Source organism: Lentzea sp. NPDC042327 (assembly GCF_040647275.1).
Lineage (GTDB): Bacteria > Actinomycetota > Actinomycetes > Mycobacteriales > Pseudonocardiaceae > Lentzea.
The window spans coordinates 82609-96824 of the sequence record NZ_JBEZBX010000023.1; the positions used below are offsets into that span (position 1 = coordinate 82609).

General features: G+C 69.8%; 13 protein-coding genes and 1 tRNA gene. 10 read left to right on the forward strand and 4 right to left on the reverse strand.

Going from position 1 to position 14216, the window contains the following annotated elements:
* Positions 1 to 413: 413 nt before the first annotated feature.
* Positions 414 to 1946 carry a polyprenol phosphomannose-dependent alpha 1,6 mannosyltransferase MptB gene (gene mptB, locus AB0A63_RS37270; protein ID WP_360400294.1) on the reverse strand — a complete coding sequence of 511 codons (1533 nt, stop codon included), beginning with the start codon at positions 1944 to 1946 and terminating at the stop codon, positions 414 to 416.
* Between mptB and AB0A63_RS37275 the strand changes: the two genes are divergently transcribed.
* From AB0A63_RS37275 to AB0A63_RS37320, 10 genes are all read left to right on the forward strand, one after another.
* Positions 1945 to 2742 (forward strand): metalloregulator ArsR/SmtB family transcription factor, encoded by a 798-nt coding sequence (locus tag AB0A63_RS37275; protein WP_360400297.1) that lies wholly within the window; start codon positions 1945 to 1947, stop codon positions 2740 to 2742. The two genes, mptB and AB0A63_RS37275, sit on opposite strands and share 2 nt — an antisense overlap.
* Complete coding sequence (gene sufB / locus AB0A63_RS37280; protein ID WP_360400300.1) at positions 2739 to 4193, forward strand: Fe-S cluster assembly protein SufB; 1455 nt, start codon at positions 2739 to 2741, stop codon at positions 4191 to 4193. The genes AB0A63_RS37275 and sufB overlap by 4 nt, the downstream gene beginning before the upstream one ends.
* A gap of 1 nt (position 4194) precedes the next feature.
* On the forward strand, positions 4195 to 5352 hold the full coding sequence (sufD, locus tag AB0A63_RS37285; RefSeq protein ID WP_360400303.1) for a Fe-S cluster assembly protein SufD: 1158 nt from the start codon (positions 4195 to 4197) through the stop codon (positions 5350 to 5352).
* A complete protein-coding gene (locus tag AB0A63_RS37290; RefSeq protein WP_360400305.1) occupies positions 5349 to 5663 on the forward strand; it encodes a non-heme iron oxygenase ferredoxin subunit in 315 nt (104 codons plus the stop codon). The genes sufD and AB0A63_RS37290 overlap by 4 nt, the downstream gene beginning before the upstream one ends.
* A gap of 33 nt (positions 5664 to 5696) precedes the next feature.
* Positions 5697 to 6470, forward strand: a complete 774-nt coding sequence (sufC, locus tag AB0A63_RS37295) for a Fe-S cluster assembly ATPase SufC (protein WP_266041288.1) — start codon at positions 5697 to 5699, stop codon at positions 6468 to 6470.
* Positions 6471 to 6496: 26 nt separating this feature from the next.
* Positions 6497 to 7774: a cysteine desulfurase gene (locus AB0A63_RS37300; protein ID WP_360400308.1), complete on the forward strand. Its 1278-nt coding sequence runs from the start codon at positions 6497 to 6499 to the stop codon at positions 7772 to 7774.
* 1 nt (position 7775) lies between these two features.
* Entirely contained in the window at positions 7776 to 8216 is a 441-nt protein-coding gene (sufU, locus tag AB0A63_RS37305; RefSeq protein WP_360400311.1) for a Fe-S cluster assembly sulfur transfer protein SufU, read from the forward strand.
* Positions 8213 to 8590, forward strand: coding sequence for a metal-sulfur cluster assembly factor (locus tag AB0A63_RS37310; RefSeq protein WP_360400314.1), 378 nt, complete (start codon positions 8213 to 8215; stop codon positions 8588 to 8590). The genes sufU and AB0A63_RS37310 overlap by 4 nt, the downstream gene beginning before the upstream one ends.
* Before the next feature lie 474 nt (positions 8591 to 9064).
* Positions 9065 to 9142: transfer RNA gene (locus AB0A63_RS37315), tRNA-Ile, on the forward strand.
* A gap of 127 nt (positions 9143 to 9269) precedes the next feature.
* Complete coding sequence (locus tag AB0A63_RS37320; protein ID WP_360400317.1) at positions 9270 to 10028, forward strand: hypothetical protein; 759 nt, start codon at positions 9270 to 9272, stop codon at positions 10026 to 10028.
* A 3-nt stretch (positions 10029 to 10031) separates the two neighbouring features.
* On the opposite strand, the gene AB0A63_RS37325 is transcribed toward AB0A63_RS37320, so the two are convergent.
* From AB0A63_RS37325 to AB0A63_RS37335, 3 genes are all read right to left on the reverse strand, one after another.
* Entirely contained in the window at positions 10032 to 11120 is a 1089-nt protein-coding gene (locus AB0A63_RS37325) for a glutamate--cysteine ligase (RefSeq protein WP_360400320.1), read from the reverse strand.
* 130 nt (positions 11121 to 11250) lie between these two features.
* On the reverse strand, positions 11251 to 12924 hold the full coding sequence (locus AB0A63_RS37330) for a GGDEF domain-containing protein (protein WP_360400323.1): 1674 nt from the start codon (positions 12922 to 12924) through the stop codon (positions 11251 to 11253).
* Positions 12925 to 13031: 107 nt separating this feature from the next.
* Entirely contained in the window at positions 13032 to 13985 is a 954-nt protein-coding gene (locus tag AB0A63_RS37335; protein WP_360400326.1) for a lycopene cyclase family protein, read from the reverse strand.
* Between the last annotated feature and the right edge of the window lie 231 nt (positions 13986 to 14216).

Here is a 14216-nt window from a genome sequence, read left to right on the forward strand (position 1 = left end):
CGCCGCAGCCGACAGTCCACGGCGCCACCCGGACGGGTGAATCGTGTCCGGATCCACGGCCGGCTGCGTCTTGTGGATGTCCGGAACCACCCCCTTGCCGCGCCCCGGAGGAAAGGAGGAACGCGGGCCCGGCCCGGCCTGACCCCGCCGTCAGCCCGCCGAGTCGACACCGTCCCAGCGCACCCTGACCAGACCCCGGCACACCCGGTCAGGCCCGCCAGATCGGTCAGGCCCGCGGTCGAACGCACCGGCCCGCCGCCCGCCCTGCGCGAGCACGCGCGCCGGGTGTGAGCCCCGGATGCGAGCGGCAGCCCCACCAAGGCGGCATCGAACAGGCCGCTTCGGCCCCACGCCCGCCCGCGCCGCCCTCACACCCGCGCCGCCCTCACACCCGAGCTAGCCGCACCCCCACCTCACACCGCATCAGACTTCAAAAACGGCCCAACCCGCTTCCGCGCGATCAACACACAAACCGCGAACGTGATCACCGCCCCCGCCACCGCCTGCGGCACCGTGTACGCCCGCCCGTCGAACGCCGACCCGGTCGGCGGCAGGATCACCGCGATCACCGCGCTGGTCACCATCGCGAACCCGCGGAACCGCGGCCCGATCACGGCCGTCGCCATCGGCAGCACCGCCCACAGCACGTACCAGGGTTGCAGCACCGGCCCGAGCACCAGGATCGCTCCCAGGGCCGCTCCCAGGGCGTTCATCGCCTTCAGCCGGCCCTTGAACGTCCGCCACAGCAGCACCACGGTGATCACGATCGAGATGCCCTGGCTGAGCAGGCGGGCGAGCGCGATCATCGAGTCGGTGTGGTTGCCGAGGCTCAGCAGGATGCCCAGGCCGCCGCCCATGAAGCCGAGCGCGGTCGGCGGTGACATCCACGACTTCACGACCGAGGCGACGTTCAGCGTCTCGATCCACCCGAACCCGAAGCCGGTGCCGAGGCAGATCGCGACCACCCCCACGCCGGCTATCGCGGCCATGACCGCGGCCACCACCAGCAGGTGTTTGAAGCTGCCGCCGAGCTTGCGCGCCACCAGCACGCCCACGAAACCGAGGGCGGCCATCGCGGGGATCTTCACCATGGCCGCGCACACGATCGTGGCCGCGCCGAACGTGATCCACCACCACCGCAGCGGTTCCAGGCCGCGCAGCGCGAACTCGATGCCGACCAGCATCATGCCCAGTGCCAGGCCGTCGTTGTGCACGCCGATGACGATGTGGAACAGCACCAGCGGGTTCAGCGCGCCCAGCCACAGCGCCCCGACCGGCGACACGCCGAAGCGGGCGGCCAGCCGCGGCAGCGCCCACACGATCATCACCAGACCGCACAGCACGAGCAGCCGGTGCACGAACACGCCCGACACGACGTGGTCGCCGGTGACCATCGCCAGCAGCCGGCCGACCGCGAGGAACAGCGGCCCGTACGGCGCCGGGGTCTCCCGCCAGATGTTCGGCACACCGCGGGTCAGCACGTGGTCCACGCCCAGCGCCGAGGCCGGGCCGAGCTCGTACGGGTCCAGGCCGCGGGCCGCGATCTCGCTCTGCGCCAGGTAGGAGTACACGTCGCGGGAGAACATCGGCACGCAGAACACCAGCGGCACGGTCCACATCAGCAGCGTGCGGTCCATCTGGCTGCGCGACACGATCCGCACCCGCCCCGGCCGCACGAACCGGCCCAGCGCGAGCCACGCCGACACGATCATGAAGATGCCGGTCCAGACGACCCCCATCGCGACCGAGGGCATCCTCGAGAAGAGCCCGAGGACGGGCACGCCGTACAGCGGCGAGTAGATGGGGGCGGCGCCACCGCCCAGGGACCCGACGGTGAGCAGCAGCGCGCCGATGGTCCCCCAACGGCGGACGATGTCCAGCTGACGACGCTCTCGACCGTTCAAGAGGTCGCTCTCCGGAGTCACGGCTCCGCCGGAAGTGGGCATGCCAGCAGCGTATCCAGCCCCGCTCAGCCGTGAGTCAGGTCACCCTGTGACCGCGATCTTTGCGACCTCCGGCGAAATACGCAACACTGGTGTTGTGAAAAACGCCGAGACCCACCTTGACGCCGTGTCGCAGCACGACGGCAAGACTCGGCGCGCTGTCGCCAGGCTCCTGCTGGAGCAGGGTCCGGTCACCGCGGCCGCTGTTGCCGAGGAACTGGGCATCAGCCCCACGGCCGTGCGCCGTCACATCGACGCACTGCTCGCGGACGGCGAGGCGACGACGAGGGACGCCCCCCGCCAGACCCAGCGGGGCCGGGGCCGTCCGGCGAAGCTCTTCCTGCTGACCGACACCGGGCGCGCCCGGTTCGGCCACGCCTACGACGACCTCGCGGTCGCCGCGATCCGGTTCCTCGCCCAAACGGGTGGCGAAGAGGCGGTCAGGGCGTTCGCGCAAAGTCGGGTCGACGCGCTCGTGGACCGGCACCGGACGGCGATCGTGGCGCAGGCCACACCCGCCGAACGGGCGAAGGCCCTCGCTGCCGCGTTGACCAGGGAGGGTTACGCTGCGGCGACCCGCACCGCGGGGGCGGGTGAGCAGTTGTGCCAGCACCACTGCCCGGTCGCCCACGTGGCTGCCGAGTTCCCCCAGCTGTGCGAGACCGAGACGGAGACGTTCGCGAACCTCCTCGGAACCCACGTGCAGCGCCTCGCGACGATCGCCCGCGGCCACGCCGTGTGCACGACGCACATCCCGAACATTTCACGGATCCCAGATGATGGAGGGGAGCCCGCATGACTGCCGCTGCCGAGCAGCGCACGCCCACCACGGTGCAGTCTCCGCTCACGCAGGAAGAGACCATCGCGTCTCTCGGCAACTACGAGTTCGGCTGGGCCGACTCGGACGTTGCCGGCGCGAGCGCCCGCCGAGGCCTCAGCGAGGACGTCGTCCGCGACATCTCGGCCAAGAAGGACGAGCCCGAGTGGATGCTCGAGTACCGGTTGAAGGCGCTCAAGCTCTTCGACCTCAAGCCGATGCCGAACTGGGGCGCTGACCTCTCTGGGATCGACTTCGACTCGATCAAGTACTTCGTGCGGTCCACGGAGAAGCAGGCCACCTCCTGGGAGGACCTGCCCGAGGAGATCAAGAACACCTACGACCGCCTGGGCATCCCCGAGGCCGAGAAGCAGCGCCTCGTCGCCGGCGTCGCGGCCCAGTACGAGTCCGAGGTCGTGTACCACCAGATCCGCGAGGACCTGGAGCAGCAGGGTGTCCTCTTCCTCGACACCGACACCGCCCTCAAGGAGCAGCCGGAGCTCTTCAAGGAGTACTTCGGCTCCGTCATCCCCGCGGGTGACAACAAGTTCTCGGCGCTCAACGCCGCGACGTGGTCCGGCGGCTCGTTCATCTACGTGCCGAAGGGTGTCCACGTGGACATCCCGCTGCAGGCCTACTTCCGGATCAACACCGAGAACATGGGCCAGTTCGAGCGCACGCTGATCATCGTCGACGAGGGTGCGTACGTGCACTACGTCGAGGGCTGCACGGCGCCGATCTACTCCTCGGACTCGCTGCACTCGGCCGTCGTCGAGATCATCGTGAAGAAGGGCGGCCGCTGCCGCTACACGACGATCCAGAACTGGTCGAACAACGTCTACAACCTGGTCACCAAGCGCGCCAAGGCCGAAGAGGGCGCGACCATGGAGTGGGTCGACGGCAACATCGGCTCCAAGGTGACCATGAAGTACCCGGCCGTCTTCCTGATGGGCGAGCACGCCAAGGGCGAGGTCCTCTCGATCGCGTTCGCGGGCGAGGGCCAGCACCAGGACGCCGGCGCCAAGATGGTCCACATGGCCCCGCACACCTCCTCGACCATCGTGTCGAAGTCGGTGGCGCGCGGCGGTGGCCGCACGTCCTACCGCGGCCTGGTCCAGGTCAACAAGCGGGCGCACCACTCGAAGTCCACGGTGAAGTGCGACGCGCTGCTGGTCGACACCATCAGCCGCTCGGACACCTACCCGTACGTCGACGTCCGCGAGGACGACGTCGCGATGGGCCACGAGGCCACGGTCTCGAAGGTCTCCGAGGACCAGCTGTTCTACCTGATGTCGCGCGGCCTCAACGAGGACGAGGCCATGGCCATGATCGTGCGCGGGTTCGTCGAGCCCATCGCGCGCGAGCTGCCCATGGAGTACGCCCTCGAACTGAACCGCCTGATCGAACTGCAGATGGAAGGGGCCGTCGGCTGACATGGCCGCCCTGTCGACTCAACCTCACTCCCACGGCGCTGTCGTCCCGGTCGCCTCGCGCGCGGAGCACTTCACGTCCTACGACGTGGACGCGTTCGAGGTCCCGGGCGGCCGTGAGGAGATCTGGCGCTTCACGCCTCTCAAGCGTCTTGCCGGTCTGCACTCCGGCGCTGCGGCAACGGGTTCCGCTGCCGTCGAGGTGAACGCCGCCGCCGGTGTCACCGTCGAGACGGTCGGTCGTGACGACGACCGCCTCGGCGGGGCCGGTGTCCCCGGTGACCGCATCGCGGCCCAGGCGTACACGTCCTTCGAGAACGCCACCGTCGTGACGCTGCCCGGCGACGCGAAGTCCGAGCCCACGACCGTCACCGTCACCGGTGCCGGCGAAGGCCAGGTCGCCTACGGCCACCTGCTGGTCAAGGCGTCGCAGTTCGCCGAGGGCACCGTCGTCCTCGACTACCGGGGTTCCGGCGCGTACGCCGAGAACGTCGAGCTCCTCGTCGCGGACGGCGCGCACCTCCAGGTGATCGCGATCCACGACTGGGCCGACGACGCGGTGCACGTCTCGCAGCACCACGTGAAGCTCGGCCGCGACGCGTCGATCAAGCACACCGTGGTGACGCTGGGCGGCGACGCCGTCCGCATCACGCCGGTCGTGCAGTACGCGGGCAAGGGCGGCGACGCGGACCTGGCCGGTCTGTACTTCGCCGACGCGGGCCAGCACCAGGAGCACCGCCCGTTCATCGACCACTCGCAGCCCAACTGCCGCAGCAACGTCGTCTACAAGGGCGCGCTGCAGGGCGAGGGCGCGCACACCGTGTGGATCGGCGACGTGCTGATCCGCGCGGCGGCCGAGGGCACCGAGACCTACGAGCTCAACCGCAACCTGGTGCTCACCGACGGCGCACGCGCCGACTCGGTGCCGAACCTGGAGATCGAGACCGGTGAGATCGAGGGTGCGGGCCACGCCAGCGCCACCGGCCGGTTCGACGACGAGCAGCTGTTCTACCTGCAGGCGCGCGGCATCCCGGAGCACCAGGCGCGGCGGCTCGTCGTGCGCGGCTTCTTCCAGGAGCTGATCGCGAAGATCTCGGTCCCCGAGGTGCGCGAGCGCCTCGAGACCGCCATCGAGGCAGAGCTCGAGGCGGTCGGGGCGTGATCAAGGTGTGTGCACTGTCCGACCTGGACGACCGCAAGCCCTTCGCCGCCACCGTGGACGACGTCGACGTCGTCCTGGTGCGCGAGGGCGAGCGGGTGCACGCCCTCGCGGACCTGTGCTCGCACGCCGCGGTGTCGCTGAGCGAGGGCGAGGTCTCCCGCAAGGGGATCGAGTGCTGGCTGCACGGGTCGTGCTTCGACCTGCAGACCGGCAAGCCCTCGTCACCGCCCGCCAGCGAACCGGTCGACGTCTACGCCGTCGACATCCGTGACGGCGACGTCTTCGTCGACGTCACCGCCACCACGAACTGACTTCTAGCTACACCACCAGGAGAACGGCAAGTCATGGCCACCCTTGAGATCAAGGACCTGCACGTCTCGGTCGTCAGCGAGGACGCTCCCAAGGAGATCCTCAAGGGCGTCGACCTGACGATCAAGGCCGGCGAGACGCACGCCATCATGGGCCCCAACGGCTCCGGCAAGTCCACGCTGTCCTACGCGATCGCCGGGCACCCGAAGTACACGATCACCTCGGGCACCGTCACGCTCGACGGTGAGGACGTCCTGGAGATGTCCGTCGACGAGCGCGCCCGCGCGGGCCTCTTCCTCGCCATGCAGTACCCGGTCGAGGTCCCCGGCGTCTCGATGTCGAACTTCCTGCGCACCGCCGCCACCGCCGTCCGCGGCGAGGCCCCGAACCTCCGCCACTGGGTCAAGGAGGTCAAGGGCGCGATGGCCGACCTCGACATCGACCCGGCGTTCGCCGAGCGCTCGGTGAACGAGGGCTTCTCCGGCGGTGAGAAGAAGCGCCACGAGATCCTGCAGCTGGGCCTGCTCCAGCCGAAGGTCGCGATCCTCGACGAGACCGACTCCGGCCTCGACGTCGACGCGCTGCGCGTCGTGTCCGAGGGCGTCAACCGGTACAAGGCCTCCGGTGAGGTCGGCGTCATGCTGATCACGCACTACACCCGGATCCTCAAGTACATCCAGCCCGACTTCGTGCACGTCTTCGCGAACGGCCGCATCGTCGAGTCCGGTGGCCGCGAGCTGGCCGACGTCCTCGAGTCCGAGGGTTACGTGAAGTACACCGGGAAGACGGAAGCAGCAGCCCTTTCCTGACGTTGTAGCGGTTGAGAGGAGGCGCTGTGACCACCACCGCAGCACCACTGGACGTCACCGCCCTCAGGGCGGACTTCCCGATCCTGTCTCGCACCGTTCGTGACGGGAAGCGCCTGGTCTACCTGGACTCCGGCGCCACCTCGCAACGCCCGACGCAGGTTCTGGACGCGGAACGCGCGTTCCTGGAGCGGCACAACGCCGCCGTGCACAGGGGCGCGCACCAGCTGGCCGAGGAAGCGACCGATGAGTACGAGGGTGCGCGTCAGCGCATCGCGGACTTCGTCGGCGCCGACTTCGGCGAGCTGGTGTTCACCAAGAACGCCACCGAGGGCTTCAACCTCGTGGCGTACGCGATGGGCAACGCCGTGACCTCGGGTCCCGAGGCCGCGCGGTTCCGCATCGGCCCCGGCGACGAGATCGTCGTGACCGAGATGGAGCACCACGCGAACCTCGTCCCGTGGCAGCAGCTCGCTGCCCGGACCGGCGCCACGCTCAAGTGGTTCGGACTCGACGCGGACGGCAGGCTCGACCTGTCCGACGTGGACAGCGTGATCACGCCCAGGGCGAAGGTCGTGGCGTTCACGCACCAGTCCAACGTCACCGGCGTGATCAACCCGGTCGACGTGCTCGTCGCGGCCGCGCGGAAGGCCGGCGCGCTGACCGTGCTGGACGCGTGCCAGTCCGTGCCGCACGGACCGGTGAACTTCCACGAGCTCGGCGTCGACTTCGCGTCGTTCTCCGGCCACAAGATGCTCGGCCCGTCCGGCATCGGTGTCCTCTACGGACGCCGTGAGCTGCTGGAGGCACTGCCCCCCTTCATCACCGGCGGCTCGATGATCGAGCTGGTGAAGATGGAGGGCTCGACGTTCGCCCCGCCGCCGCAGCGCTTCGAGGCGGGCTCACCGATGACGTCCCAGGCCGTCGGTCTGGGTGCCGCCGTCGACTACCTGAGCGTCGTGGGCGTGGAACGCGTCCACGCGCACGAGCACCTGCTGACCGTGGCGGCGCTGGAAGGCCTGTCGGCCGTCAAGGGCGTCCGCCTGATCGGCCCGCGCGACGCGGTCAACCGCGGCGGCGCCGTGCCGTTCGAGATCGAGGGCGTCCACCCGCACGACGCCGGCCAGGTGCTCGACAGCCTGGGCATCGCCGTGCGCGTCGGGCACCACTGCGCGTGGCCGCTGCACCGCTGCCTGAACGCGCAGTCCTCGGTGCGGGCGACGTTCTACCTGTACAACACGCTGGACGAGGTCGACGCGCTCGTCGACGGCGTCCGCGAGGCGCAGAAGTTCTTCGGGGTGGCCTGAGATGCAGCTCCAGCAGATGTACCAGGAGATCATCCTGGACCACTACAAGAACCCGCACGGCCGCGGCCTGCGCGACCCCTACGACGCCGAGTCGTTCCAGGTCAACCCGACCTGCGGCGACGAGGTGACGTTGCGCGTGCACGTCGTGGACGACGTGGTGAAGGACGTGTCCTACGACGGCCAGGGCTGCTCGATCAGCCAGGCCTCGACGTCGGTGCTGACCGACCTCGTCGTGGGCAAGCCGGTGAGCGAGGCGTTCGGGAAGATGGACGCGTTCGTCGAGCTCATGCAGGGCCGCGGCCAGGTCGAGCCCGACGAGGACGTCCTGGAGGACGGCATCGCCTTCGCCGGCGTCGCGAAGTACCCGGCGCGCGTGAAGTGCGCGCTGCTGGGCTGGATGGCGTTCAAGGACGCAGTCGCACGAAGCCAGGGAGCAGCATGAGCACCGAAGAAGTGGTCCGGGGAGCCGAAGGCATGCCGGTCTTCGAGCCCAAGGCTGACGTCGCCGCCCTCGACGACGTGGAAGAGGCCATGCGCGACGTCGTCGACCCGGAGCTCGGCATCAACGTCGTCGACCTCGGTCTCGTCTACGACATCCACGTCGACGACAAGAACGTGGCCACCATCGACATGACGCTCACGTCCGCGGCCTGCCCGCTGACCGACGTCATCGAGGACCAGACCCGCGCCGCCCTCACCGGCGGCGGCCTCGTGTCGGACTTCCGCATCAACTGGGTGTGGATGCCGCCGTGGGGCCCGGAGAAGATCACCGACGACGGCCGCGAACAGCTGCGCGCGCTGGGCTTCACCGTCTGACCTCACCAGCAGTGGAACGGCGCGCACCCACCCGGTGCGCGCCGTTTTCCGTTGGTTCAACAAATGCGTTGCACGGCTTCACCACCGTCGCTTAACTTGGTCCCGACAACGAACAAGAGATCAACCGGAGGAAGACATGATTGCCAGCTTCGAGCTCGCGGGGTGGCGGATTCTCGCTGCGATCGCCGGGGGTCTCCTGGCGCTGGCGTGGGGCTCCACGCCATGACCTGACACACCAGGTCATGACCTCGGAGCCGCCCACGGGAAACCATGGGCGGTTTTCTTTTCGCTAATTCCCGCCGGCGAGCTTCGGAAGCGCAACGGATTCCAAACCCGTTTCCCGGGGGTTCGACTCCTTCCGCCGGTGCTGCCCGGAAGAACAACCGCACGACAACCGAACAACGGGGGACGCGCCGGCGCGCAGGTGATCCTTGCACGATCGCCCCGGTGGGTTCGACACCCACGTCTTCCACCCGTCCCGTAGCTCAGTCCGGTGAGAGCGTCCGTCTGATACGCGGTAGGTCCCAGGTTCAAGTCCTGGCGGGACGACCAACCCACCCCGAGCGGCCCGCCGGATCTTCGGCGGGCCGCTCACCCGCACCCGGCGCCCGTGCTCCGAACGGCCTAGTGTTGCGCTCCCGGGGTGCCGCGACGGCGCCGCTGACCCGATGGTGGCCACGTGACGGCGTTGACGCACCTGCACCGCCTCGACACCCCGTCCGGGGTCCTCGCCGCGTGCTGCGCCGCCTGGGGTGCCTGCTACGCGACCGGGCCGGACCTCGGTGTCGTGGTCGCGGTCCTCGCGAACTTCACGGCGACCCTCTCCGGCACCCTGCTCGACTCCTCCCGCACGCAACCGGTCGCGGTGCGCGAGGTGGGGACCGGTCAGGTCCGTGCCCTGGTGGTCGCCGAGATGGTCGTCGCACTGGCACTGGCGACCGCCGTGTCGTGGCGGGTCGCCGCCGGCGTCGCACTGGCCCTGCTGCTCCACCTGGCCCGGACCCGGTTGCCACGCCACGGGTACGCCGGTCCGGTGGCGCTGGCGACGGCCACGGTCCTGCTGCCCGCCGTCACCGCCTACTCCGCCGCCGGGGGACAGGCCGACCCCGCCGTGTGGCTCGTGTTCTCCGGCGCCACCGCACTCGCGACCGGCCGTGCGCTGCGGTGGCCGGCCGACGACCAGCCGCGTGACACGACCGTGCGCACCCGGTCCGCGGTCGGCGCCGCCCTCCAGCTGACCGCGGGTGGCCTGCTGATGACCGGCGCCGGCCTGTGGTTCCGCTTCGGCTGGTCCTGGGCGGTCGCCGGGGTCGTCGCGTGCTCGGCGTTCCTGCTCGCGGCCCGCGACAGGCCGGACCACGGCGAGTCCGCGGCAGCCGCGTCGACCGTCGTGCTGGCCGTGATCCCGTTGCTGGCCAAGATCCCGCCATCGGCCTGAGGGTCAGGCCGGCGCGGTCTGGTCCACGAGGAACCCCACCACGTCGTCGAGCCGCCCCCTCCGCGCGAACGCCCGCCGCTGCCGCACCGCACCCGTCCCGTCGAGCAGCACCCGGTCGATGCCGTCGCTCACCAGCTCGTAGTCGCCCGTGAGCTCCAGCGCCGGGCGCACCCAGCGCACCAGCGACGCCACGAGCGTGGCCGCCGGCGTCAGCGCCCCCGTCACGGGGTCGATCCCGAACCCCTCCAGCCCGTCCCTGGCCGCACGCCACAACGCCACCCTCAACAGGTGCGGCGGAACCGGCGCCGGCGCCGCACCCGACGTCAGCGCGGTCGCGGCGATCCCGCGCACCAGGGCCGCCATCAGCACGGCCTCCTCGACCGTCGGCGCCACGTCGCTCACCCGCAGCTCCAGCGTCGGGTGCCGGGCCGACAGCCGGACGTCCCAGTAGAGCATCCCCGCGTCCAGCGCCGCCCCGCTCGCGACGATGTCCTCCCGTGCCGCGAAGTACTGCGCCGCCGACTCGAAGTGCGGCGGCGCACCCGAGGTGGGCCACCGGTTCCACACCACGTACCGCCAGCTCGCATAGCCGGTGTCGTCGTCCAGCCAGTACGGCGAGTTCGCGCCCAGCGCCAGCAACGTCGGCAGCCACGGCCGCAGGTGGTTGCTCACGAACACCTTCGACTCGTCGTCGGGCAGCCCGACGTGCACGTGCAGACCGCAGATCGCGAGGTCGTTGGTCAGCGCGCCCATCTCCTGCGCCATCCGGTGGTAGCGCGGGGCGTTCGTCAACGGCGTCGGCATCGTCAGCCCCAGCACCGGCGTACCGGTCGCGGCCAGCCGGGCGTCGTGGCGCGCGGCCCGCTCCATCAACGCACGGCGCGCCACGGCCAGCTCCTCGCGCAGCACGGCCATGTCCGTGCAGATGCCCGTGGCCGACTCGACCTGGTACTGCGCGATCTCCGGCTGGAGGTCCACCTCGTAGCGGTCGGCACCGGCCAGCACCTCGGCGGCGCGGTTGGCCAGATGCCCCGTCGACGCCTCGACGAGCACGAACTCCTCTTCCACCCCAACGGTGAGGAGACCGTCCACGGCCGTGCGCTGCGCTGGTACAGATTGCGTTCCGCTGCCGACCTGCACGACGAACCTCCGATGCGCTGAGTAGCGACCTCGATGCTATGAGTGATCAGTTCGTCGCACAGGAGGCGTTCGGTTGTACTTGTCAACTCACCGCGCGTTGCCCGACACCACGCAGCACATCGCGCCGTTCGGTACCCGGCCGGCCCATGACCCAGCTCGACCCGGCGAGCGACTTCGCGTGCTCCTTGACCGGTGCCAGCAACCGCGACACCTCGCGATACGACCCCACTGACCCCGCGGCACAGATAAGGGTCGCAAGAGAGACGGTGACGTGTCGTCCTTCTGCCGTGTACGCCTTGTCCAGCAAACGGGCGGACAACGGCACCGTTTCGTCGAGACCGGCCATGATGAGGAAGTCGTCGCCACCCACGTGCCCCACCTGCACACCGGGGAACGTCGTCGCCAGGTCCGCCAGGTCGTGCCCGATCTCGCGGATCAGGTCGTCCCCCGCCGCGAACCCGACCGTGTCGTTGACCAGCTTGAAACCGTCGACGTCCAGCCACGACACCGCGAAGATCTCCCCGCCCCCGATCCGCCGGTCGACCTCCCGCGCGATCGCGTCGCTGCCCGGCAGCCGGGTCAGCGGGCTCAACGCGGCCGCCTGCTCCACCTTGAGCTCGGCGACACCGCGGACCACGTCCGCGACCCGCACCACGCCCATGCACCTCTCGTTGTGGTCGACCACGATCAGGTCGTCGTTCGTGCGCTCACGGTTGGCATGCGCCACCACGTCCAGCAGGTCGAGCGCCGACGCATCAGTACCGATGACGTGCGGCCTGTCCGCCAGCCGAGCCGCCTCCCGCTTCGCGTGCAGCGCGTGCCCGTACGGACCGGTCACCGCCAGCAGGAACCGGTTGCGGTCCACCGACCACCGCGGCCGGCCCTCGACGTCGACCAGCACCACACCGGTGACCGTCGGCTGCGTTGCCAGCACCTCGCGCACCTCCTCCGAGGTCGCGCTCTCCGGCAACGTCGTGGCCGGGTGCAGGAAGTCGGTCACCCGCGGACCACTGCTGCGCCGGATCTCCCCGGTCTGCGTCACGGCCTCGGGCGCAATGCGCGCGTTGACCACCGGTCGGCGCTGAGGGGGAGCAAGGAAATGCCCTTGTGCGTGCGCCACACCGAGCTTCCGCACGACCGCGAGCTGTTCCTCGGTCTCGATACCCTCCGCCACGACCTGACCACCGGTGTACTCACCGAGGTGCACCAACGACCGCACGAGCGAACAACGCGCCGCATCGTCCGGAAGGGTGCGCACGATCTCACGGTCGAGCTTGATGTAGTCCGGCGCCGAGCTCGTCAACAGCCCCAGCGGGACGTCACCCTCGCCCACGCAGTCCAGCGCGATGCGGAAACCGTGGTCCCGCAACGTCTGCAACCCGCGCGCCAGCCGCACGCGGTTCGCCCGCGAGTACGGCTCGCCCACCTCGATGACGACACCGTCCGGACTCCGCCCGGTCTCCCGCAACGCGCCGTACAGCGGCGAGAGCGTCTCCGGCCGGTCCGCCACCGTGAGCGCCAGCAGGTTCACGTGCAACGGGAGCAGCAGCTCGAAGTCGGCCGCGGCGCGGAGGGCACGGCACGCGAGTCCGACGTCGGCGTTCGTCAGGAGCCGCGCCTGATGAGCCGCCTGCAGCAGGTCCTGCACGGTGCCGTCGTGGGGCCGCGCGAGCGCCTCCACCGCGACGACGCCGCCGGTGTTGAGGTTGAACAGCGGCTGGAAGGCGAACCTGACGTCATCCAGCAATGCGGGCACGCACCCGATCGTGCCGGTGCGAACGACCCGCACCAAGGGGGTTCACCAGGAGTTCACGGAGTTGGCGGCGACTCGCCACGGCACCGCTGCGCACCGTGACCCGCCCCTCACACGGGGAGCACCAGCTTGAGCTTGAACCGCGCCGGAGCCGTGCCGAACAGCCGCACCATCGCGGCCGAGACCCCCGCCAGGTCCTCGCGACCGGACAGGTACGCCCGCTGCGACTCGGCCGGGAGCCGGAAGAACAGCTCGAAGAAGTCCCGCGTCTCGTCGGCGTCCATGCGCAGCAGGGTCTCCAGCCCGAACCGCCGCAGGGCGTGAACCGCACGGGCCTTCTTCGACCAGATCACCTGATGCGGGTCTTCACCGGCCTTGATGGCCGCCGCCACCCTTGGAGCGAGCGCGAGAGAGGTGGCCACGCTGTAGCCCGTTGCAGGATGGATGAACCCGGCCGCCGCACCGAACGCGCCCTTGTGCCGTGGAGCGTCCAACGGGAAACGGACGCGCTCCTCTCTCACACCCGGCAACTGGCGAGCATCAAGCCGTCGGCGCAACTCGTTCAACGGCATGCCCGGCCGGCGCGCGAGGCAGGTCTCCTCCACGAGCACCTGGTTGTCGCCGAGCGGCACCGTGTAGAGGAACGTGTCGCCGCCCCGCCAGTCCATCAACGTCGTGTCGGTGTCGTCCGACTCGATGACCACACCGACCGCTGTCTGCTCCGCACGACCCTTACGCGCACCCGTTGCGTTGAACGTGTGCCTGGCCGGTGCCGGCCGATCGAGCACCGTGACGTCGCCGGGCAGCTCGTGCAGACGCACGTTGTCGAGCACCACGTAGGTGCGGTCGATTTTGTGCTCCTCACGCGCGAAGGCACGCACCGTCGTACTCGTCGCCGCAACCGGTGTGTGTGGTGGGAGCTCATCCGCCCACGCGCCATAAGTCGCCGTCCACACGCGATGCGGGTGCCTGTCGACGATGGCCGTGTGCAGGCCCTCCCGTGCACACGCGCGCGCAAGGGCACGTCCGGCCGGTCCGCCACCGATCACGAGCACGTCGTACATGCGTCCATGATTGACGTTGTGGGCCCGGAGTACCTGACGGCGACGCAGGTCACTTCAAGTCGTTTCGCGCCGCTGCGCGCTCCGTCCCAGGTCGTCGCCGGAGAACCCGCAGGTCAGGGCGCTGCCGATGGCGGATGACCCCCCGATTTGGAGATCGAAACACCCCCGTGTAATGTTCTCCATGTCAGAGCGAAGCGGGCCGGAAATCAAAACCGGAACGGGCCTGGCAAA